General features: G+C 57.3%; 21 protein-coding genes. 9 read left to right on the forward strand and 12 right to left on the reverse strand.

Annotated features, from left to right (window positions below):
- Positions 1-54: 54 nt before the first annotated feature.
- Both ACFPB1_RS02450 and ACFPB1_RS02455 read right to left on the reverse strand, forming a co-directional pair.
- Entirely contained in the window at positions 55-1,623 is a 1,569-nt protein-coding gene (locus tag ACFPB1_RS02450) for a hypothetical protein (RefSeq protein ID WP_379221489.1), read from the reverse strand.
- A gap of 204 nt (positions 1,624-1,827) precedes the next feature.
- Positions 1,828-2,904, reverse strand: a complete 1,077-nt coding sequence (locus tag ACFPB1_RS02455; RefSeq protein WP_379221491.1) for a lactonase family protein — start codon at positions 2,902-2,904, stop codon at positions 1,828-1,830.
- Between the two features lie 339 nt (positions 2,905-3,243).
- On the opposite strand from ACFPB1_RS02455, the gene ACFPB1_RS02460 reads away from it, so the two are divergent.
- From ACFPB1_RS02460 to ACFPB1_RS02470, 3 genes are all read left to right on the forward strand, one after another.
- Complete coding sequence (locus ACFPB1_RS02460; RefSeq protein WP_379221698.1) at positions 3,244-3,801, forward strand: ABC transporter ATP-binding protein; 558 nt, start codon at positions 3,244-3,246, stop codon at positions 3,799-3,801.
- 171 nt (positions 3,802-3,972) lie between these two features.
- The gene (locus ACFPB1_RS02465; RefSeq protein WP_379221493.1) at positions 3,973-4,452 is read left to right on the forward strand and encodes a hypothetical protein; all 480 of its coding nucleotides are present in this window, start codon (positions 3,973-3,975) and stop codon (positions 4,450-4,452) included.
- The gene (locus ACFPB1_RS02470) at positions 4,440-4,850 is read left to right on the forward strand and encodes a hypothetical protein (protein ID WP_379221495.1); all 411 of its coding nucleotides are present in this window, start codon (positions 4,440-4,442) and stop codon (positions 4,848-4,850) included. Before ACFPB1_RS02465 ends, ACFPB1_RS02470 begins: the two co-directional genes overlap by 13 nt.
- A gap of 144 nt (positions 4,851-4,994) precedes the next feature.
- Here the strand turns inward: ACFPB1_RS02470 and ACFPB1_RS02475 are convergent, their stop codons facing one another.
- Both ACFPB1_RS02475 and ACFPB1_RS02480 read right to left on the reverse strand, forming a co-directional pair.
- Entirely contained in the window at positions 4,995-5,990 is a 996-nt protein-coding gene (locus tag ACFPB1_RS02475) for a Gfo/Idh/MocA family protein (protein ID WP_379221497.1), read from the reverse strand.
- 297 nt (positions 5,991-6,287) lie between these two features.
- Entirely contained in the window at positions 6,288-6,857 is a 570-nt protein-coding gene (locus tag ACFPB1_RS02480; RefSeq protein WP_379221499.1) for a hypothetical protein, read from the reverse strand.
- Between the two features lie 186 nt (positions 6,858-7,043).
- Here ACFPB1_RS02480 and ACFPB1_RS02485 point away from each other — a divergent pair, with 186 nt between their 5' ends.
- Genes ACFPB1_RS02485 through ACFPB1_RS02495 form a run of 3 tightly spaced genes read left to right on the forward strand, consistent with a single transcriptional unit; the run spans position 7,044 to position 10,628 of the window.
- Positions 7,044-8,126, forward strand: coding sequence for a GerAB/ArcD/ProY family transporter (locus ACFPB1_RS02485; RefSeq protein WP_379221502.1), 1,083 nt, complete (start codon positions 7,044-7,046; stop codon positions 8,124-8,126).
- Positions 8,119-9,504, forward strand: coding sequence for a spore germination protein (locus ACFPB1_RS02490; protein WP_379221504.1), 1,386 nt, complete (start codon positions 8,119-8,121; stop codon positions 9,502-9,504). Before ACFPB1_RS02485 ends, ACFPB1_RS02490 begins: the two co-directional genes overlap by 8 nt.
- Positions 9,501-10,628, forward strand: coding sequence for a Ger(x)C family spore germination C-terminal domain-containing protein (locus ACFPB1_RS02495; RefSeq protein WP_379221505.1), 1,128 nt, complete (start codon positions 9,501-9,503; stop codon positions 10,626-10,628). Before ACFPB1_RS02490 ends, ACFPB1_RS02495 begins: the two co-directional genes overlap by 4 nt.
- 31 nt (positions 10,629-10,659) lie before the next feature.
- On the opposite strand, the gene ACFPB1_RS02500 is transcribed toward ACFPB1_RS02495, so the two are convergent.
- Genes ACFPB1_RS02500 through cyoA form a run of 4 tightly spaced genes read right to left on the reverse strand, consistent with a single transcriptional unit; the run spans position 10,660 to position 14,559 of the window.
- Positions 10,660-10,983: a cytochrome o ubiquinol oxidase subunit IV gene (locus tag ACFPB1_RS02500; protein ID WP_379221507.1), complete on the reverse strand. Its 324-nt coding sequence runs from the start codon at positions 10,981-10,983 to the stop codon at positions 10,660-10,662.
- A gap of 1 nt (position 10,984) precedes the next feature.
- Entirely contained in the window at positions 10,985-11,593 is a 609-nt protein-coding gene (cyoC, locus tag ACFPB1_RS02505) for a cytochrome o ubiquinol oxidase subunit III (protein WP_379221700.1), read from the reverse strand.
- Positions 11,593-13,575, reverse strand: coding sequence for a cbb3-type cytochrome c oxidase subunit I (locus ACFPB1_RS02510; protein WP_379221509.1), 1,983 nt, complete (start codon positions 13,573-13,575; stop codon positions 11,593-11,595). The genes cyoC and ACFPB1_RS02510 overlap by 1 nt, the downstream gene beginning before the upstream one ends.
- Before the next feature lie 27 nt (positions 13,576-13,602).
- Positions 13,603-14,559 (reverse strand): ubiquinol oxidase subunit II, encoded by a 957-nt coding sequence (gene cyoA / locus ACFPB1_RS02515; RefSeq protein ID WP_379221512.1) that lies wholly within the window; start codon positions 14,557-14,559, stop codon positions 13,603-13,605.
- A gap of 314 nt (positions 14,560-14,873) precedes the next feature.
- Here cyoA and ACFPB1_RS02520 point away from each other — a divergent pair, with 314 nt between their 5' ends.
- Together ACFPB1_RS02520 and ACFPB1_RS02525 are read left to right on the forward strand one after the other, a co-directional pair.
- Positions 14,874-15,716 (forward strand): dihydrodipicolinate synthase family protein, encoded by an 843-nt coding sequence (locus tag ACFPB1_RS02520; protein WP_379221514.1) that lies wholly within the window; start codon positions 14,874-14,876, stop codon positions 15,714-15,716.
- Between the two features lie 56 nt (positions 15,717-15,772).
- Positions 15,773-16,639, forward strand: coding sequence for a hypothetical protein (locus ACFPB1_RS02525; RefSeq protein WP_379221516.1), 867 nt, complete (start codon positions 15,773-15,775; stop codon positions 16,637-16,639).
- A gap of 90 nt (positions 16,640-16,729) precedes the next feature.
- On the opposite strand, the gene ACFPB1_RS02530 is transcribed toward ACFPB1_RS02525, so the two are convergent.
- On the reverse strand, positions 16,730-17,494 hold the full coding sequence (locus ACFPB1_RS02530; protein ID WP_379221518.1) for an NAD(P)-dependent oxidoreductase: 765 nt from the start codon (positions 17,492-17,494) through the stop codon (positions 16,730-16,732).
- A 253-nt stretch (positions 17,495-17,747) separates the two neighbouring features.
- Positions 17,748-18,068, reverse strand: a complete 321-nt coding sequence (locus ACFPB1_RS02535; protein ID WP_379221520.1) for a winged helix-turn-helix transcriptional regulator — start codon at positions 18,066-18,068, stop codon at positions 17,748-17,750.
- 229 nt (positions 18,069-18,297) lie between these two features.
- On the opposite strand from ACFPB1_RS02535, the gene ACFPB1_RS02540 reads away from it, so the two are divergent.
- Entirely contained in the window at positions 18,298-18,801 is a 504-nt protein-coding gene (locus ACFPB1_RS02540; protein ID WP_379221522.1) for a hypothetical protein, read from the forward strand.
- Here ACFPB1_RS02540 and ACFPB1_RS02545 read toward each other — a convergent pair.
- Positions 18,798-20,384 carry a GMC family oxidoreductase gene (locus ACFPB1_RS02545; RefSeq protein WP_379221524.1) on the reverse strand — a complete coding sequence of 529 codons (1,587 nt, stop codon included), beginning with the start codon at positions 20,382-20,384 and terminating at the stop codon, positions 18,798-18,800. The genes ACFPB1_RS02540 and ACFPB1_RS02545 overlap by 4 nt on opposite strands.
- Positions 20,381-20,977, reverse strand: coding sequence for a gluconate 2-dehydrogenase subunit 3 family protein (locus tag ACFPB1_RS02550; protein ID WP_379221527.1), 597 nt, complete (start codon positions 20,975-20,977; stop codon positions 20,381-20,383). The genes ACFPB1_RS02545 and ACFPB1_RS02550 overlap by 4 nt, the downstream gene beginning before the upstream one ends.

A 20,977-nucleotide genomic window follows, 5' to 3' on the forward strand; every position in this document is an offset into this window, starting at 1 on the left:
TATCCGATACGAATGAGCGACGCCCGGACAGTCCCAAGGCCGGCGCTCGCAGGCTTACAGCCCTTCGACAACCCGGGCGGTCAGCTGCCGGCTGGCGAAGTCGAAGACGAACTCGACGACCTCGTTATCCCGTTCGACGATCAATGCCGACTTGGTCGAAGAGCCGCTTCGCGGGTAGCTGTCGATCGAATACGTCTGCGACAAGGTTCCATAAGGCGCGACCGCGTAATCGTATTCGCCCCGGAACGGGAATACGAACGTGCGCCGGTATAGGCCGTTCCCCGCATAGTACAGGCGGGTCGTCTCGCTGTTGGAATCGTAATTGATCGCCCCGACCTGATGCTGGAAGCTGCCGTACAGGATGACGCGGGCCGGAAGCTTGACGCCGGTCTCCGGATCGAACTCGTTCGCCGCACCGAAGGAAGCATTGGGGATCGGATTGCTTGCCCCGCCCCGGAGATCGGACGCCGATTGCCACAGCCGCTTGATCGTCTCTTCCTGACCGAATCCGAGCGGACAGCCGGCGCTCGCCTGATTGGCTTGATAGCAGTCGGAGAACGCTTCGCCTCCGCCGCTTGCCGGCATCGCGATTCGGCAGCTGCCCAGCGTCCTGCGAATCGGCATTTGCAGATACGCATGGATGTTGGTCACCGCCGTCCACTTGTACGCGTAGGTCAAGAAGTGATCGCGGCTCTCCGCATCCTGCGAGGCGAACCAGGCGATCTGATCGCAGCCCCACCATTCCATCCAGGCGCGGCGCTCGTCCGGAATGCCGTCGCTTTCGCTGAAGAACTTTCCTCCCCAATTATCGAGCTCCATCAACATCGGCAGGCTGTCGCAGCTCCAGCCGCTCGGCGTAACGCCGCCTTCGCTGAACCCCTCTTGCACCAGAGCGAGCTTGTCTCCCGTCCGATCCAGGATCGGCATGCGCGAATAAGGCATGGAATGAAAATCAAACAATAGCGCGCCATTCATATTCACCCCGTGCGCATGCGCGTCCAGCAGCACGATGCCCCGTCTTGCATGAGCCTTGGCATAGTCCCTGATCTTCCGGAACAATGCGCTCGTCTTCGCGAACCCGTGGTCTTCGGCCGTATAGAGATGGACTTGTCCCATATGGATCGCCTCGTATCCGGCATCGATATAGCGCGCCGCCCGATAGAAGAACCACAGCTGCGCCTCCAGCTTATTCAGGTTCGGAATGCCGCCGTCCCCATCCCACACGAATCCCTGCGGCTTCGAATCGAACAGCATGTCCGCGTAACGGAACGTCCGCCGTTCGACCGGCAATTGAAACGCCTCGAACACCCAGTCCGGGATATCGATCTTCTCCACGCCGCTGTAAACGGCTTCAAAAATGCAGGACTGCAGGATGATGTCCGGGTCGACCGCATGCACCCGTTCCGCAAGCGTCCGGGAATTCTGGAAATGCGCATCGTCATCCGGCTCCAGCGTCCACACGCCCGAGGCGCGGCCGAGAAACTTGGCACCGATGTTCGCGATCATTCGCAAATCGTCGTCCAACGTCGTGCTGTTGACCAGATCCGCGGCCGTGACCGCTCGCGACAAGTAGCTTTCCAGCGCGTCGCGACTAATCGTTCCGTTAAATGTAGATTGGGTCATACGTACCTCCAAAAGCATGATTTGTCTCGATGAGAAGCTGTTCGCCAACTATCTGGTATCGGTTCCAGACAGAGAGATATTTCTACTATACCATCTCCTTCCTCAATTGCGCCACGTTTCGGCGAAAATCAAAAACGTCGTTGGCCCCTTCCCGCACGTCAGGCGCTCCGGGCTCGACGGGGCTGACCCCATAATACGAACAAGTTAATTAAGCACAGCTAGGCCTTGTGATCCAAAATACTGAAAATGGGTCCACGCAGCAACCTGTAATCGGGCAAGACTGCCATCGTCATTGATTTGAAATCCCGATACGGTACCCTGATTTCCGTTAAGCGTATAGAGATACCGACCATCTTGACTGACTTCAATATTCATAGGAAAACCGGTTGGTACTCCTGCCGGAGTACTGGTAACATGACCGGCTACCGTTAAGGCACCGCTACTGCTAATTAGAAAGATCGTTATGGTACCGTTTAACGTGTTGGTCGCATATGCAAAGCGTTCATTTTTCGATGTCACCACCCAACAAGTGGCCTTTTGTCCCGTCGGTACTGATGCACTAATTACTTGAAGCATGCCGTTGTCGCTTAAGGAATAGGAAAAAAGCGCATTAGAACCTACTTCCGTTACTAAAAGCAGCCCGGAGGAAAGGAAAAAAGAGCCAAACGGCATGTTGCCACTGGACTCATTAATCATAGGTCCTGTTACCGTACCATTTTGATTAACGTTAAAGACGCTGAGACGGTTTGTGGTGAGTTCAGGGATAACTATTTTGCTGCCGTCAGGAGTGAACAGGACTTGCGCGGCTTGAGCATTAATGGTGCTTAGAGAGTGAGTAGATCCTGGAATAGGAATAAGACGCCCGTTATCATCGACGTAAAACCCAGAAATATTCGAATGATTGGCGGCATCTCCTACATTGGAGACATAGAGAAGGTTTCTGAAAACACCGATACTATTGGGTTGGGCACCTCCTGACGGTTTTAAGTCCGCGAAAATAAGATGCCCATTACTAGTTACCATAAAGCTGCTGATACTATGACTACCTGCATTAACCGCAAAAAGGAAACGGCCGTCACGGGACAAAGTTAAAGATCCTTCTGAATGAAGCGGATCGATTCCATCGTTCGGCGTTGCGGTCGAGACTTCCTTGGTCCCCGTACCTTTTCCGTAGGTCGGATAGGAAGCCATAAAGGTGAGCAATCCATTTAGGTCCCGGTGAAATGCCACGACATGATTCATGTCATTCGAATTGGTCATGATGTATACCAGACTCGGCATATAGCTCACTCCTTCTGTATATGACCAGATTATTAGGCGTCAGGTTATGATCAATTGTCGCAGAAATATATCGTTTTATATTATGCACACCTGCTCCTTTCATTCCTTTCCATATTTACATGTGCAGGTACATGTGCAGGAAGTGCGATCTGTGGTATACTGATCTCGCCATAATTAACATTTTTTACCTACTTAGTGTGGTTAATTATTAACATGAGTAACTAACCAATCTAGGCGATAAGCCGAAAATGAGGTTAATAAAATGCCCATGAATAATGAAACGCACGACCGAATCCCGGCGCTCAGGCTGCAAGGGCTTCGTAAAACGTATGGCAAGAAATCAGCGGTCGACGGCATCGACTTGTCGTCCCTGCAGGGTCGTTCTTCGGGCTAGTCGGTCCGAACGGTGCCGGCAAGACGACGACGCTATCGATGGCCACGGGATTGCTTCGCCCGGACCAAGGCATGGTCCTCATCTTCGGAATCGACATCTGGCGACTTGACCTCGACGAAGCCGAGGACCGCTTCGTTGGCGACTATTCCACGGGCATGCGCAAGAAGATTGCGCTGGCCGCAGCGCTGCTGCATCGCCCCCGGTTCCTAGTGCTCGACGAGCCGTTCGAAGCCGTCGATCCGGTGTCCGCTTCGATTATTAAGCGAATCCTGCGCAGATTCGTAGATAACGGCGGTTCCGTGCTCTTCTCCAGCCACGTGATGGAGACGGTCGAACAGTTATGCGATTCGATTGCCGTCGTGGCGAAAGGCTCGGTTAAAGCTGCCGGGACAATGGAAGCCGTACGTGGCGGACGCACGCTCGAAGAACGATTCATCGAGCTGGTCGGAGGCTCGGGCGGCGAAGAGGAGGGCTTGTCATGGTTGCTATCCTCATCCGAATGAAGCTGGCGGTGCTGCGCAACAGCATGCATGGCGCCTATTTGGGCCGGCTTGGCTGGGGCTGCCTGTTCGGAATCGCGGCCGTGTACTTCACCCTTTCATTTCGGCCTTCTTGGATACGGGCCGGCTCTTGATAAGAACGATAAGCTTGCGCTTCTCTACGGAATTTGGACATTGGGATGGATCTTCGGGCCGATCCTCTTCGCGGGCGAAGACAAGACGCTTCTGCCGGAAAACTTCCGTTTGCTGCCCGTAACGCCGCACCGTCTCGCGACGGGTTTGCTTGGCGCCTCTCTATTCGGCGTCCCTGCCTTGATCAGCCTTCTGGCGTTCTCCACCCTCTTCGTCTACGCGCTGCAGTCTGGCGGCTTGCCGTCGGCGATCGCAGCGATTCCCGCCGTTCTGCTCCAGCTATTGTTCACGGTCTCCATATCCCGGGTCGTTACCAGCATGCTCCGGAAGCTCGTCCGTTCCCAAGCCAGCTCCTTTTTCAGCTCCATGATCACCGGCGCCATCATGGCTTTTTTTGTAACGGGCTGGCTCCTTCTGAACCTGGATACCGGCGGTCTCGCGAATGGACTTCCCACGGGATTCTCCCTGCTGTTGTACGCCGTTCCGACGAATTGGGGCCTCAATTGGCCGTGGAGCGATTAACCCTCTTCGGTCCCGCGCTGCTCCAAGGCATGCTGCACCATGGCAAGGCGCCGGCAGCGGATTCCCATTCCGATACCCCGAACGAACCGTCGGTCGCCGCTCTCGTGAGCAACATGCCCCGCGCTAAAATCATCCAATTTCTCGTCTATGAAATCTTGGGCCTTCTTGCCCTGTTCCCCCAAGGAATCGTTCCGTTGGCGATCAAGCTATTCGGGGGCAGCGAACGGGCTTGGTTCCTCGCCCTCTATTTGCCGGCTCCATTGCAGCTGCCTCTCATCGCGTTCATGATCTGCGCCGGCTTGCTCGCCGTGGGCTACGCGGCAATCATCTATTTTGGGCATAAAGCCGCCGTCCGCAAACAAGAAGCAAACGGTTCGATCGATATCGATACGCCTTGACGATCAGACACTCCGGCCATGACTCCGGAGCGAACTTTCCCACAAAAATACACCCCGCTTGTTAGATCGTGTCTAACAAGCGGGGTGCAGTTCAGAGCTTTTTTGTCACTTGGTTGCCTAGCTATTAATCGTCGTTCGTCATGACTAGGCTAGCGAAATGACCTTGCTGCCGTTAGCAGCACTATCCCACGCCGCTTCCGTTAACCGGGCGATTCTCAAGCCGCAGCTGGACGGCGCTGCCGCTTCGCTCACGCGGCCAAGCACGAGGTTCACGAAGTCGACATCCGGATCGCTCGAGGCCGGCAGTTCCTGCTGCGAAATCTCGGTCAGGCCCCGCTCGCCTTCCTTCGCCACCAAAATTTGGTTGTTACGATACAAGACCGAACCTTTATCGCCGTGAATGGACACGTCCTCATGCCAGCCGATGCTCGCGCTGCCCACCACATTGAAGGTCGCGATGGCCCCGCCCTTGAAACGGACGGTCACGGCGGAATCGATATCGACCTCTCTGCCATGGTTCTCGATCATGGCGGTTACGCTTTCCGGCTCGAGGCCCGTTACCCACAGCACCACGTCCAGCAGATGGCTGCCCGAATCGTTCAGTTGGCCGCCGCAGGATAACGCGAGGTTCTGCCTCCACGTGCCCGTTGCGCCGATCAGCCAGCGCTGCGCCTGATAGGCGGTAATGAAGTTGATTTTCCCCAGCTCGCCGCTGGCGATCAAGTCGCGGATATACATATAAGGCCCCATCAGGTGACGCTGGTAGGCGACGGCCAGATGCTTGTTCACTTTTTCAGCATGCGCAATAATGGCTTCGGCATTGTCGGAACCGCTTACGAACGGCTTCTCCATCAGCACGTGAAGACCGCCGTCGAGACAAGCCATGCCCTGCTCGAAGTGCATGCTGTGCGGCGACACGATGACGGCTGCGTCCGCGCCGGACTGGGCGATCGCTTCCTTGTAGTCCGAGTAGACCGCAATGCCGGCAAGCTGAGGAAACGATTCCTTCACTAAACTAATCGCCTTCTCGGACGGATCCGACAATGCGACGATTTCTGCTTCAGGCACGTTCAATAATCTGCGGATGTGCTCTCTTCCCATGCCACCTACACCGATCATAAGAAACCGAACTTTATCCATTGAAACGCCTCCCATACCATTCTCGTTTTAGTTAAAGCGCTTACAGATGGGGATCAAATCCTCAAGGCAAATTATAACATCGCAACATTTTATTGTATACGTTGATTATTTGGACATTTCTATGGTTTCTTTTGCTATTTACGGCTTAACGGGGCATGAATCCGATTCTCTATGCACTTCTTGGATGCGAAATCCTAACTTACGCGAACATGAAAACGCCGGTTACCTGTTTACGGTTACCGGCGTTTCTAGTCCCCCCGTGCGCCTGACGATTCCTGCGCCAGTTTCCCGCCACGCTTACAGCGCGCTAAGCCGCAGTTCATAAAAATATTGAACGGCGGGATGCTTGCCCTTCATCGTCTCGCGCAGGTTCAACAGCCGCTTTTTTCCGATTCGCCTGTCCACCAGCGCGAGAATATTCAGCAGGATCTCCTTGCTCTCCAAGCTCTCCTCGATCGGACGGGCCAAGAACTTCGTCGCCTCCGCCGTAAAGCTGGATTTGCTTAATCCGGTCTGCGCGGACATGAGCGCTTTGGCCAGCTCCGTTATTTTCCGGCCTCGCACAATGACCTTCAGCCGCTCCTCCGGAACGTTCCCCTTGGTATCGATTCGGACGGCTTCTATGTCTTCGCGGCCGATCGGAATATACAGCTCCGTATCCTGCTTGATTTCCAGCTCCGACCCGTACCATCGGATCGGCGATGCCGCATCGCTCATATTGAGGACGTTCCGTTTATCCACCGCAATATTGCACAGGCCCGCCTTATCCGGCGAATACCGGTAACTGGTCGCGAGATATTCGACCCGCCCCGTTAAGGCCGGGCTGAGAAAGCCTTCCAGCTGCTGCTTCAATTTACTCCAAGACATGTGATCCTCCAACTTCAGCATGATATGGAGCTATTATAACCCTTGATCGGAACCGGCTGCACGATTCTTTCTCTATCGAGCTCTATCGAGCGGCGTCTCCACTCCTTCTAATCCTGCGAGCATGCATGAAAATCGTTCCATTGGAAAACCTAACCACACATCGACCGCACGGAGGAGCGAACTGGTTTGAACGACAAAATTACCCCTTTCCAGCTGTCCATGCTGCTGATCACGTTCATCGGCATCTCGAACCACGTCATTCTGATTCCGATCCTGCTCGATGCCGCCAAGCGGGATGCTTGGATTGCCGTCTTATTCGCCATCGTCCCTGCCTTGCTCGTCGGCCTGCTGTATACCTATATTTTCAAGCAGCTCCCCGCTTCGCTCTCCACGTGGGTGAACGAGAAGACGAATGCGTTCGTTTGGCTGATCTTCACGCTGGTCTATACCGTGTATTTCGCGGTTCAGGCGAGCATCAGCGTCCGGGATACGATAATCTGGTCGAATTTAACCTACTTGACCTATACCCCGACATGGGTCGTCGGCCTCTGTCTGATCAGCATTTGTTATTACACGGCCAGGAAGGGAATCGCCGCGATCGCCATCACCAACGGCATCCTGCTGCCCTGGATCATCGTATTCGGCTTCTACGTGATGAGCGTGAACTTTCAATTCAAGGATTACAACTATCTGCTGCCCGTGTTCAAGAACCCGCCGCAAGCGATCGCGCACGGCACATGGTATACGATGGCGGGCATTATGGAGGTCTTCCTCGTGTTCTTCCTGAAGGACGACGTCAAGGGCACACTAAGCCGCAAGAATTTGCCGTTGGTCATCCTGATCCTAGTCGAGCTGTCATTCGGACCGTTAACGGGCATCATGGCCATGTTTGGGCCGTTCGAAGCCGAGAAGCTGCGGTACCCAGCCTATGAGCAATGGCGCATCGCGTCCATCGGAAGCATGCTGGGTCAGACGGACTTCCTGTCCATCTATCAATGGTTAGCCGGTACGTTCATCCGCACTTCGCTGGCCATCTACATCATTCATAGCTTATGGATCAAGAAATGGCGCCATCCGGAGCTCCTGTATCTCCTTATTGCCGGGTTTCTCTTTGCGATCAATCAGATCAAAATATCGGACGTCCGATTTCACGATCATGTGACCTCGTACTATACGTTCTCCGGCCTGTTATGCGGCGGCATGAGCATCGTGCTTTTGCTGTGCATTTGGGCGGGCAAGAACAGGAAGGCGGCGAAGCGAAGTGGCTAACCCTAGCGAAAACGACATCCGGAAGCTGTTCGAAAACTGCGGAGACGTCATCTTCGAATCGACCGGCGGCTTCCTGTTCGTCTACTGCGAGGGCATGTCCAGCCGGCAGCGAATCAACGAGCTGAGCGCATGCGGCGAGGACGTATGGCGGCAGCACCCCCTATCCTTGTCGGCGCAATGGGAGCAAGAGCTGACCGCTTGCGTGTTGAACGGCAGCCTGCTGCTCTTCGAGCCGGAGTCGGCCAGCTGCTACGTGCACGATGTAGCCGACCCGCCCCAGCGGGACCCGGAAGAATCCGTCATGGAGACGTCCTCGAAGGGCGCGCGCGACGGCTTCACCGAGAGCCTCCAGATCAACGTCGCGCTGATTCGCAAGCGGCTGGTGACGCCGACGCTGAAAGTGGAATCCTTTACGATCGGCGTCCGGAGCCAGACCGCGGTCGCCCTGCTGTACATCCAAGATATCGCGAACCAAGCGGCCGTCGACGAGGCCCGGGCGAGGCTGCGGAAGATCGACATCGATGCGCTCATTACGAGCTCGCAGCTGGAGGAAGCGATCTCGGACCGGTCGATGACGGCGGTGCCGCTGATCGACAGTACCGGACGCCCGGATTTCGCCGCGGAGTATCTGATCGGCGGCCGGTTCGTGATTCTGCTGAGCGGCACGCCGCTTGCCATCATTGCCCCCATTACGCTGACGTCGCTGTTCAAATCGCCGGAAGACGGCTATTTCCGTCCGGTCATCGGCTCCTTTCAACGGATCATCCGCCTGTGTGGCTGGTACTTGGCGCTGTTCCTGCCCGGGCTCTATATCGCGCTGCTCGGCTTTCATTTCGATCAGGTCCCGCTGCCCTTGCTGGCCACCATCGCCGTGAACCGCATCGGACTGCCGACCTCGCTGCCGGTGGAGACGATCGGCGTCATCGTCCTGTTCGAGCTCTTCAAGGAAGCGGGGATGCGGCTTCCGAAGTCGGTCGGCCCGACGGTTACGGTCGTCGGCGGCATCATCGTCGGCGATGCCGCCATTCGGGCCGGCATCACGTCCCCTACGGTTACGGTCATCGCGGCGACCACGGTCATCGCCGGCTACACGCTCGTGAATCCGACATTGAGCGGCGTCGTGTCGATCATCCGCATCGTCATCATGCTCGTCTGCTCGGTCCTCGGCATGTTCGGCTTCTTCCTGTCCGCCTTCTTCGTCGTCGCCTATCTATCGGACTTGAAGTCCTTCGGCGTTCCGTACCTCTCTCCGCTGTCGCCGCCGTCTTGGGCGGATATCGCGGGGGCGCTGCTGAAGAAGCCGGCCGGCATGATGAAGAAGCGTTCGCAAAACCTCAGCTTGCAGGACGATACGAGAATGGAGGACGGCCCGAAATGAAGCGAGCCCGGAAAGCAGTTATGACCGGCTGCATGCTGCTGCTGCTTTGCGGCTGCTGGGACATCAAAAATATCCAATACTTCAACTTCATTAATATGATGGGCGTCGATTATGTCGACGGGCAATACCGCATCTATGCACAAATCAACGAGATGACCTCCATGGCGAAGCAGGAAGGGACCTCCATCGCGCCGAATCCGGTCGTCGTCGGAAAAGGCGAAGGCGCCAGCATCGAGCTCGCGATGTACGATCTGCGGAAGGAAAGCCAGATGCGGACCGACTGGACGCAGAATAAAGTGTTCTTCTTCACCGATCGCATGCTGGAGAAAGGGATCTTCGACATTCACGACGAGCTGATGCGGTCGCGCGACCAGCGCTACACGCCCTGGGTATTCGTAACGAACGAAGACATTGCGAAGGTATTCAGCATCAGGCCGACGACCGGGTCCTCCCCCGTGAACACCATGTACTTTCAACCGAACCTCTTGTATAAACAAATGCAGTCTTCCTTCAAGCCGGTCAATTACCAGAGCTTCATTCGCGCTTCAAGCGAACCGTACCAGACCGCGCTGCTGGACCATGTCGCGCTCTCCGAAAACTGGGACAAAGACGGCAAGCCGATCACGCTGCCGGTCGTGGACGGTCTCGTCGCGCTGCGGAACGGCAGAAAAGAAGCCTTGTTCACCCGTGAAGAAGTAGAGGGCGTGAAATGGCTGAACGAGAAGACGATGCGCGGGCTGCTTCCCCTCCGGGACGGCAAAGGCACCTATTACGGTACCGTTGCGGTCAAGGACAACAGCGTGAAGAAGAAACCAGCCTATATGAACGGGAAACGGACGGTCAAGCTGTACCTCAGCATGGACGCCGGCCTTCGGGAACAGAAGCTTCCGCTCAAGCTGGAGCAAGCGACCGCGCTCATCAAGAAGAACATCGAGGACGAAGTCATCCGAACGTACGAGACCGCCAAGAAACGCTCCGTCGATATCTACTCATTAAACGAAGTGTGGTACCGCAAGGGCCTTGCCGTCCGGGATGATATCCCGGAACTGGAGGTGCATGTCAAAGTCAAGCTCATCGGAACGAACACGTTCGAGCTGCGGGAACCGAACGCCGCGAAAACGTGAGGCCGACGTTCCCGCATGGCACAAGGAATAATTAAGCCACCATGTTGTACGTCATCACCCACATCGATCCGGCGACGATCACGACCAAGATCACGAGTCCAAGGATCAGTGCAAGCAAATTGTAGCGCGGCTTCTTCTCTTCCCGCAGATGCATAAAGAACAACAGCTGCACGGCCAGCTGCAGTACGCCGGCCGCCATCAACGCGGCCATTTTCGAAAAGCCGTCCAGCCAGCCGCCGATGACAATGGCTGCCGGAATCACGGTCAGCACGATCGAGCACAGAAAGCCGAGCGTATACGACCGCAAGGAGCCGTGCGCTTCTGCCTGCGCATGAGCCGATTCCATCGATGACATGCTAGTTCACCCCCATTAAATAGACTACGGTGAAGACGAAGATCCAGACCACGTCCAGGAAGTGCCAGAACAGGCTGACCACGTGGACTTTGCGCCTCGTCACGGGGGTAATCCCCTGCTTCGCCAGCTGCATCATCAAGGCGATCATCCATCCTAGGCCGATGGTGACGTGGATCCCGTGCGTGCCGACCAGCGTGAAGAACGCCGATAAAAAGGCGCTGGTGCTCATCGTGGCCCCTTCGCTTGCGAACTGGGCAAATTCCTTGACCTCGAGGCCGATGAACACAGCCCCGAGCAGCGCCGTGATGCCGAGCCACCCGATCAGCGCCCGCGTCCTTCCCCGCTGCATGGCAAGCACGGCCAGTCCGCATGTATAGCTGCTGGTCAGCAGGATGAAGGTGCTGGCGATCACGCCGCCCAACTCGAATAGCTCACCAGGGCCTGGACCGCCGGCGGTGCTGTCGCGCAGCACGATATAAGTGGCGAAGAACGTCCCGAATATCATAATATCCGTCATGAGATAGATCCAAAATCCGAATGTGCGCATCTCTTCCGCGTCCGGATGATCCGGGTGCCCGACGGCTCCGTGTCCGGCCGGCTTGGTCGTCATCATGGGGTCACCTTCCTTGCTTCTGCTTCCGTGCGCTTAATCGCGTCGACCGGGATGTAGTAATCGGTGTTGAAGTTGAAGGAATGGGCCAGCATGCAGGCTGCGACGCCGGCCAATCCGGGTATGATCATCCATAGCCAATGGAACGTAAAGCCGAATCCGGCCACGAACCAGCAGCCGGCCATCACGATCGGGATGCCGGAATTTCGGGGCATGTGGATCGGCTCGAGCTTCGGAGCAGCGGCCGGATCGGGTATGCCTTGTTCCCGGCGCCGCTTGACTTCCCACCAATCATCGAGCTCGGACACTTGCGGAAGCGTCGCGAAATTGTATTCCGGCGCGGGCGAAGGAATCGACCATTCCAGCGTGCGGCCGTTCCAAGGATCGCCCGTCGTATCGCGATTGCTCCGGTAATGCCGGATGCCGTGCGCGATTTGCCACACTTGGAACAAAAACGCGATCCCCATGAAGCCGGCGCCGGCCGAGGATACCAGGTTAAGCGCCCACCAGCCGGTATCCCAGCCGTAGGTGACGATCCGGCGCGTCATCCCCATCAGGCCGAGCGCGTATTGCGGCATGAAGCAGACGTAGAAGCCGATGTTCCAGAACCAGAACGCCCATTTGCCGATGCGCTCGTTCAGCTTGAAGCCGAACAGCTTCGGCCACCAGTAATAGAGCCCGGCAAAATAGCCGAACACGACGCCGCCGATGATGACCTGATGGAAGTGCGCGATCAGGAAATAGCTGTTGTGATACTGAAAATCTGCCGGCGCCACCGAGAGCAGCACCCCCGTCATACCGCCGATCACGAAGCAGGGAATGAAGCCGATCGTCCACAGCATCGGGGTTTCGAATGTGATTTTGCCCCGGAACATGGTGAACAGCCAGTTGAAGATCTTCACCCCGGTCGGGATGGCGATGACCATGGTCGTCAAGGCGAAGAACGCGTTGACGTCCGCCCCCGAGCCCATCGTGAAGAAATGATGCGCCCACACGAGGAACGACAGGATGCTGATGATCATCATGGCGTAGACCATCGACTTGTAGCCGAACAGCTTCTTCCGGGAGAAGGTCGCTACCACCTCGGAGAAGATGCCGAAGGCCGGCAGCACGATGATATAGACCTCGGGGTGCCCCCACATCCAGATCAGGTTGATGTACATCATCGGATTCCCGCCGCCGCCCAGCGTGAAGAAGTGCGCGCCGGCGTACCGATCCAGGAAGAGCAGCGCCAGCGTCGCCGTCAAGACGGGGAACGAGAATATAATCGCGATGCAGCTCGACAGCACCGACCACGAGAACATCGGCATGCGCATCAGCTTCATGCCGGGCGCGCGCATCTTCAGAATCGTCACGATGAAGTTGATGCCGGTCATCAAGCTGCCGATGCCGGATATCTGAATCCCCCAGATGTAGAAATCCTGACCGACCCCGGGGTTGTACATCAGCTCGGAATACGGCGGATAGGCAAGCCAGCCCGAATCCGGCGAACCGCCGATGACGAAGCTCAGGTTGAACAGCATGGCGCCCGCGAAGAATAGCCAGAAGCTGAGCGAGTTGAGGAACGGATACGCGACGTCGCGCGCGCCGATCTGCAGCGGCACCGTCACGTTGAACAGCCCGAACATGAACGGCATGGCCATGAACAGAATCATGATCACGCCGTGCGTGGTGAAGATGCCGTTGTAATGGTCGGGCTGCAGGAATTGCAGCTCCGGTACTGCCAGCTGCGCCCGCATCATAATGGCGTCCACGCCGCCGCGGAACAGCATGAGGAACGCCGACATGATATACAGGATGCCGATTTTTTTATGATCGACCGTGGTTAGCCATTCCCGCCACAGCCACCCCCATTTCTTGAAGTAAGTCAGTACGAATACGATCGTGGCCAGCGTCAGTACGATGGCCGCATCCGCCCCGTAGATCAAGGGATCCCCCGTGACGAAAAAACGGCCGGCGAAGCTTTTTATTGCGTCGAGCATGATTGCCTGTACTCCTTTCCGTGATCGCTAGTTGTCCATTGGCATGTCCGGCATATCAGGCATGTCCGGCATGTGGTTCATCGCATGACCGCCCGTATCGTCGTGCTTCGGCGTATCGGGCCTGCCGTGCGCATGGCCGGCGTATTTCCTTACGATCTTGTCGAACAGCCCGTCGGGAAAGGAAGAATACGTCAGTACCTTCGACGATGCGGGCTTGGCAAGCTGCTCGTACCCCGCCTGCGTCAGCGCCGGCGAATCCGCCTTGACCTCGCTCACCCACTGGTTGAACCGCTCCGGCGTGACGGCCTCCACGTCAAACACCATCTTGGCGAAGTCGGTGCCGGTAAAATTAGCGCCGTACCCCGCGTACGTCCCCAGCTCGTCCGCCTGCAAATACAGCGTCATGGCCATCCCCGACATCGCGTATATTTGACCGCCCAGCTGGGGGATCCAGAACGAATTCATCGGGGAATCGGCCGTGATCTCGAACCGGACCGGCACGCCTTGCGGAAGCTTCAGCTCGTTCACGGCCGCGATGCCCTGCTCGGGATATTGGAACAGCCACTTCCAATTGAGGGAGGTCACCTGAACGGTCAACGGCTTGACCTCGGAGCGGATCGGCTTGGACGGCTCGAGCGCGTAGGTCGCCCGAGCGGTCACGATCGCGATCGCCAGGATGACGATGATCGGAATCCCCCACCAGACGATCTCCAGCTTCGTGCTGTGCGCCCAATTCGGAGCATACTTCGCTTGCCTGCCCGCTCTGTCCCGGTAGCGCCAAATGATAATCCCCGAAAGCACGAGGACGGGAACGATGACGATCGCGCACAGCGCGGTCGACAGGTACATCAGATCCCGCTGCTGTTCCGCGATCGGCCCTTTGGGATCGAGCACGCCGGCGTTCGAACAGCCCGTGAAGACGAGCAGCATGACCGCCGTCACGGCGAGGCACGAACACCAGCGCCTCAATTTGGTATTGCACATGTACATCAGCTCCTTGTATCCACCTTTCATCTGCCCAGGTCCACTCTATCGAATGGAACTAGAGGCGTCACCATCCGCTTGGGGCGTTCGGTCCCCGGCCATGTTCAAGGGATTGAAACGAAATGCACATGAATTGGCCATCTTGAACGGCGGTCGAACCTCTATCGCTCCAAATGGGCCGCATGCATGGCCGTCAAGTGGATGGTTCCATGTGCCGGGATTCGTTATATAGTCATGGACACATCGTTCCACGCGGGGCGCTCGCGAACGAAGTTGAACGACACCCTCATGCATTCGGGAAAGGAAGGGAGTACATGCTTACGGCACGCAATTTAGGCGGCATCTACGTTCCTGTCGTAACGCCTTTTGACGCCCATGGCCATTTGGATGCGCAGTCGTTCGAAGAGCTGGTCGTCCGTCTGGTGAGCAAAGGCATACGCGGGCTCGTCCTGAGCGAAGCCGTCGGCGAATCGGAGGCCGTCGAGCCCAGCGAACTGGACGCGATGATCGCGGCCGCGCGCGGCGTCATCGGCGACCGAGATATCCTGCTTATCGTGTCGACAGGTTCCGATCATGCGGCCGATGCGTTCCAGAGGACCATGAGGGCGAGATCGGCCGGAGCCGATGCCGCGCTCGTCCAGCCCCCGCACCGCGGTCGTCCATCGGAGCAAGCCCTCCTCGAACATTTCCAAGCCGTCGCTCGCGCGGGGCTTCCTATTATTCTCGACGACGCTCCATCCCGCTCGGGAAGAATGCTGCACGCGAAGACCATCCAGGCCGTCATGGATTTGGAGGCGGTTATCGGGCTGAAGGAAAGCTCGGGGAGCATCACGCGCTTCTTAACGTTGGCGCGGACGCTGACCAAACCGATGCTGTGCGGGGAGGACAAGCTGTTCTTCGGTTCGCTCTGTTACGGGGGCAAAGGGGGAATTCTGGCCAGCGCGAATCTGGACACCGAGCAGTTCGTTCGCGTCCATGCGCTGTATCAATCCGGCAATATAGAGGCGGCGCTGCGAAGCTTCGAACAGCTGCAGCCCCTCATCGATTTCTTATCGTCGGAGCCGCATCCCGCTCCGTTAAAGTGGTTATTGGCCGAGCGCGGGCATATCCGTTCGGATCGGATGCGCCGGCCCTTATTTCAAAAGATAAATAAATAAACATAAATGGGTAAGACTACGATTACGCAGAATTCAAACCAAAGGAAGATCTCATCATGAACCTATTCTGGTCGCACACCGTCTGGTATTTATTGTTAGGCATAGCCAGCTTAGCGCAGCTCATCTATACGCTGTACCATTCGGAGAATCGCCGTCAAACCTTTGCTTTCTACTTCTCGCTTGTGGCGCTTCCCCTGTATTTTGAAACCGTTGTCATGATTTTTTTGAACGCGTATGTGTACGATCCGGACATCATCAGAGATCCGAAGCTCAATCCCTTCAATGATGCGTTAGCGGGGAATCTGTTCTCGCAATTCGGAGTGGCGTCATCAGCGGTGCTGTTGATCATTCGGCGAAAACCCTTTTACTGGTATGCGATTGTCGCCTTTATTTACTCGATGGTCGAAGTACTCTTCGTGCATTTGGATATCTATCGGCATCATTGGTGGAAAACGTGGATGACCTTCATCGGGCTGCTGCTTTATTTCGCCATTTCGAAATGGCTGCACGTTCAATTCATCCGGGGTGTCCGTCCCTTGTACTTTAAAGGCTACATCCTCTTGGGGATGTTTCCAATCTGTACGATCCCGTGCATATGGGGAATTCTCGATCTGTCCGGGTCGATGCGATGTTCGACGACTCTGATTCCCCACCATCCCAGATTAAGCCAATACGGTCTAAATTTTATTTTCACGTCGGTCGCCTTCCCCATTACCATCTGGGGCTATTATCAAAGACATTGGGCATGGAGAATCGTCTCCGTAGCGGCGATCGGCGCTTTGATCTACGCGGGTTACATCAGTCATCTCATGGTCTTCCGGGAAGGTTCGCTTGTGCCGATCGGCATCTTAATGATCATTTGGATGTATGGTTCGGTATGGTTCTTAGATATGCTATACCGGGGACGACCACAAGAACAGTAACCTCATGACAATCGCGAAAGCTGCCCCGGTATTCGGTATTACGGGGCAGCTATTTTTGCGCGATATGACTTGCAGGTACGATCCGTTTGATCAGCGGTACGAGCTCGGAAGCGAGTTCGCTGCCCCTCGAAGCGCCGGCGTCGTGCTTTGATAGGCCAGACCGACCCTCTTCCGATTAAACGGGCCGCCGAGCTCTAGATGGTCCAGCATCCATGAGGCGACGTCGTCATACGCAACGTTCAGCTCATGCAGCCGGCTGAACAAGTGTCCGGCAATCGCTGCCTCGGACCATTCCCGGATTGTCTCCGGAACCGGAACGGGCAGGATGTCCGTCGTGACTCGCAGACGAACCGGCTCCGGATGCTCCCTCGATTCCGTCATGGTTCCCGGACACATCACGGACCAATCGAGCGAAGAGCGCCGCAGCCGTTCGAAATTCCTGTTGTGGGCTTGAAACTCGGGCGGAAAGCCGGGTAAATTATTGCCGATCAGCGCCGTATGGGGAATATCCAGCAGCCCGGCGCCGCCCATGATCCATACCCGCCCGGTGAATCGGGGCTGGCTCTCGCATTGGCTGATCAGGGTATCGACGAGGCGAACGAATTCCTCTCCCTGCCCCGCGTGGCCCGCCGCCAGAATAGCGGCGTCTTGCTGCGCGAGCACCTCGCCGACGTTCGCCGGGTCCGTCCTATCGTCCGCGATCACCCTCACCTGCCCCGCGGCATGCTCGCCGAGCTGATCGCGCAGCTTCTTCGGATTTCGCACGAAAGCGGTCATCTGATGTCCCGAATTCAACCCTTGCGCCAGCACCCTTCTCCCTGTATTCCCCGTCGCTCCGAACACAATGACGTTCATGTTTCGTTCCTCCTATGGCCCCAATATTTGGTTGACTCAACCTTAGCATCCCTTCGCCATTCTGGTAAGAACGCACTTCAAAGTAAGGGACTTACTTTAAAGTAAGCCTGCCGGGACGGGAGCCGCGATCGTCACACGGAGAACGGCGGACGGAGAACGACGGCAAACGTGTTGGCGGCAATGAAAAAAAGCTGCCCGCGGCAGCTTTGGCATGACGAACGATTGCGTTTCCGGACAAGTTCATGGAACCGGCTTACGATGCCGATTCTTCGTATTTGCGCTTATTGTGGATTTCTCCCCAGGCACACATGACATCCGCGACGGGAATCAAGGTTTTGCCGTATTCGCTCAGGGAATATTCGACTTTCGGAGGAACCGTTCGATCGACGATACCTTCACGCTCCAGCTCCCGGAGATGCTGCGAAAGCATCTTTTGCGTGACGCCGGGGATCAGCTTCTCCAGATCGTTGAACCGCTTCTTGGATTCGATCAACTGCCACAAAATCATGGGCTTCCACTTGCCGCCCAAAACTTGAATGAACGTCTCGACCGGGCATTCGTGCTGATGATTCATGGTTCCATCCTCTCCTTGCTTCAAGGAGTGCATAACCTAAAATTTCCATGCCGAAATTTTACTATAGCGCCGCAACCGCGTCAATCTTCGAAAGCAAGCAGGCTGAGCGAGCCCGATGAACCGATCCGCCGGGCCGTGATGCTTGCCTGCCGAACCGGACTTGCGTGACCAGCATTCTCCTGTTGAGCCTCTTCGATCAAGCTTGTACAGTGAAGGAGAGGTGATAGAGATGCCGATATCCCTATTGCAGCATTGGCGGGTCAGACGGCTTAAACTGCGCGTATGGAACCGCCGGCTCCAGGAACGCCTGCGCGGTATCGCATCCGAATTCGGTTCGTCGGTCGAATGCTCCGTTCATGTGCGCTGGGGGCCGTTTTACGGCGGCAGCATGACCGTCGACCGCAGGTTCCGCCGCGCGAAAATCCTGATTCAACTCCCCTACGACGGTTATTTGACCGCCAACGAGCGGCAGGTGCTTCATCGGTATTCGCTTCTGAAGACGATGCTGCCTTATTTCATCCTGTATCACGAAGCCGCGCATCTGCTTGAGATCATGCCCTATATCGACAGCGCCGATCTGGACGGGCTAAAGCGACACGTCGCCTCGCACCGGCGGCTAGCGGCGGAAGCCGCGACGGCGTCTTCGTCCGCTTACCGGGAGCTCGCGTTCGAGGAAGCGGCCGACCGGTACGCTTACCGGATGATCATGAAGAACCGCGAGCATGCAGGTTAAGCCCGGCTTGCCTGCAGCTCTTGCTTGCTCGCCCGCTCGATGATATGTTCCGCCGTGCGCAGCGCCAGCGCCATGACGGTATTCGTCGGATTCCCTCCGCCGGAAGTGACGAAGGTGCTCGCGTCGCAGATGAACAGATTATCGATGTCGTGCGTCTGCCCGTAGGAATTGACCACCGAGGACGCGGGGTCGTCCCCCATCCGGCAGCCCCCCATCATATGGGCGGTATCCGGGACGACGAATTCCGGCCTGCCGCCCTCCGCTTCCAGAATGGCGCGCATCGTGCGAACCGCGTGGTCGATCAACCGGTTGTCGTTATCCCCGTAACCGAAGGTGACCTTGGCTCGCGGCAGTCCGTACTCGTCGCGCTCGCTCGCCAGCGTCACGCGATTATCCGCGTTCGGCAGCACCTCCCCGACCAGCGTCACCCGGCCGTAGTAGTTGTAATGGAGCATCGCGTCGCGGAACCGCTCCCCCCATACGGGGCCACCTTGCGCCTTCGAGATCCCTTTCGCGAATTCGACCGGCCTCGCTCCGTGGGCGTGCAGCGTGTAGCCGCGGACGAACGGCCGGTTCGGATCCGTCCGGTAGAAATCCTGCGTCGTCGCCAGGACCGGCGTTCCCTTGTACAGTCGGATCTCCCTCTCGAATCTCGCATAGACGTCATTGCTGCTGTGAACCATGATCGCCCGGCCGACCATCCCGCTGCTGTTCGCGAGCCCGTCCGGAAATGCCGGCGTGGCGGAATTCAGCAGCAATCTCGGCGTCTCGACAACGAACGCGCTCAGGATGACGAGCTTCGCCTTCTGCTCGTACTCGGTGCCATCATGAACGAACGCGACGCCCTTGGCCCTACCGTCGCTACCCATGACAATGCGCGTCACCATGCAGTCCGGGAGCACCTCGGCGCCGGCTCTTACCGCCTTCGGAATGTGCACGATCAAGGTGCTGAATTTGGCGTTCGGCATACAGCCCTGGTTGCAGAACCCGCGATTGATGCAGGGCGGGCGTCCTTCGAACGGCGCGGAGAGGATGGCCAGCGGCGCGACCGCGGACCGAATGCCGAGCTTGTCGCAGCCGTTCATGAACAGATACGCGTTCGGACTGAGCGGTTCCCGTTCGGGATACGGATAGGGTCCCCCATAGTTGCCCCAAGGAAAGCGCTTCGGCCCCGAAACGGCGATCTCCCGTTCGTTCCGCGCATAGTACGGCTCGAGATCCTCGTACGTAATCGGCCAGTCCTCGCCGGTGCCTTCCAGGGTCCGTCCTTTGAAATCGACATCGTGGAAGCGAAGGAACACGCCGGTAAAATGCGTCGTCCCTCCCCCGATGCCGCGGCCGGAATTGTTATGTCCCAGCGTCAGCGGGTCGCGTCCGTCCACGATCCGGGTATCCTGCCAGCCGAGCGACTGCATGGCCAGCTCGTCGCTGGCGAACTCCTTCTGCGGATCCCGGAACGGACCGGCGTCCAGAACGACGACGCTCATGCCGGCTTCGCTCAGCTCCTTCGCCAATACGCCCCCCGCCGCGCCGGCGCCGACGATGACCGCGTCGACTTCCTCGTTCGCGTATTTTCTCTTCATTGTTCCGCCTTCGCCTCCCATGGATCGAATTGGCCGAGCTGCGTCCGCACGTACCCTCGCGGGTACGCCGGACCGGCATAACCGATCTCGGACCACACCTCCGGATGCGAGCAATAGGATTCGACCGTCAACGCCAGCAGCTTCTGGAAGAACGGCTGCTGGGGGATGCCGTTCCAGATCTCGGACGGCCCTGCCGTCCCCGCGCCGATCTCCTCGAGCAGCTTTCGCTGCCGATCAGGACCGAGCTGCGCGAAAGAGGACGCATGCGCCGCCTTCGCGCACCGCTCGACGGCCTGCAAACCTTGGCGGATCAACGTCTTCCCTTCCGGCACCCCTGCTTTGCGCTGACCCTCTCCCGGCGACGAATGCAGCGTTTGATCGAAGTGATGCAGCACGAAGCGCAGCACGGCCGGCTTGTCGTCATGAAGCAGCTGCGCGCATATGGCAGCGAGCGTGTCCGCTTCCTGGCGGCTTAACGCCCGATGCTTCGGCGTCGCCGACAGCCGCGAATTCACGATCCCCTGCGTATGGGCGTCCCAGGCATCCTCTTCGTCCATCACGTTGAAGGACGGATAATGCGTCTTCTGCGTCAC

The organism is Paenibacillus sp. GCM10023250 (assembly GCF_042653205.1).
Lineage (GTDB): Bacteria > Bacillota > Bacilli > Paenibacillales > Paenibacillaceae > Paenibacillus_Z.

What these genes read in the sequence shown, in the direction of transcription:
- ACFPB1_RS02530 (WP_379221518.1), bottom strand. Translation starts at nt 17,494, where the DNA reads ATGAACGTCATTGTGTTCGGAGCGACGGGGAATACAGGGAGAAGGGTG.
- ACFPB1_RS02525 (WP_379221516.1), top strand. Translation starts at nt 15,773, where the DNA reads ATGAACCTATTCTGGTCGCACACCGTCTGGTATTTATTGTTAGGCATA.
- ACFPB1_RS02545 (WP_379221524.1), bottom strand. Translation starts at nt 20,384, where the DNA reads ATGAAGAGAAAATACGCGAACGAGGAAGTCGACGCGGTCATCGTCGGC.
- ACFPB1_RS02535 (WP_379221520.1), bottom strand. Translation starts at nt 18,068, where the DNA reads ATGAATCATCAGCACGAATGCCCGGTCGAGACGTTCATTCAAGTTTTG.
- ACFPB1_RS02495 (WP_379221505.1), top strand. Translation starts at nt 9,501, where the DNA reads ATGAAGCGAGCCCGGAAAGCAGTTATGACCGGCTGCATGCTGCTGCTG.
- cyoC (WP_379221700.1), bottom strand. Translation starts at nt 11,593, where the DNA reads ATGACGACCAAGCCGGCCGGACACGGAGCCGTCGGGCACCCGGATCAT.
- ACFPB1_RS02500 (WP_379221507.1), bottom strand. Translation starts at nt 10,983, where the DNA reads ATGTCATCGATGGAATCGGCTCATGCGCAGGCAGAAGCGCACGGCTCC.
- ACFPB1_RS02520 (WP_379221514.1), top strand. Translation starts at nt 14,874, where the DNA reads ATGCTTACGGCACGCAATTTAGGCGGCATCTACGTTCCTGTCGTAACG.
- ACFPB1_RS02450 (WP_379221489.1), bottom strand. Translation starts at nt 1,623, where the DNA reads ATGACCCAATCTACATTTAACGGAACGATTAGTCGCGACGCGCTGGAA.
- ACFPB1_RS02455 (WP_379221491.1), bottom strand. Translation starts at nt 2,904, where the DNA reads ATGCCGAGTCTGGTATACATCATGACCAATTCGAATGACATGAATCAT.
- ACFPB1_RS02540 (WP_379221522.1), top strand. Translation starts at nt 18,298, where the DNA reads ATGCCGATATCCCTATTGCAGCATTGGCGGGTCAGACGGCTTAAACTG.
- ACFPB1_RS02480 (WP_379221499.1), bottom strand. Translation starts at nt 6,857, where the DNA reads ATGTCTTGGAGTAAATTGAAGCAGCAGCTGGAAGGCTTTCTCAGCCCG.
- ACFPB1_RS02510 (WP_379221509.1), bottom strand. Translation starts at nt 13,575, where the DNA reads ATGCTCGACGCAATAAAAAGCTTCGCCGGCCGTTTTTTCGTCACGGGG.
- ACFPB1_RS02475 (WP_379221497.1), bottom strand. Translation starts at nt 5,990, where the DNA reads ATGGATAAAGTTCGGTTTCTTATGATCGGTGTAGGTGGCATGGGAAGA.
- cyoA (WP_379221512.1), bottom strand. Translation starts at nt 14,559, where the DNA reads ATGTGCAATACCAAATTGAGGCGCTGGTGTTCGTGCCTCGCCGTGACG.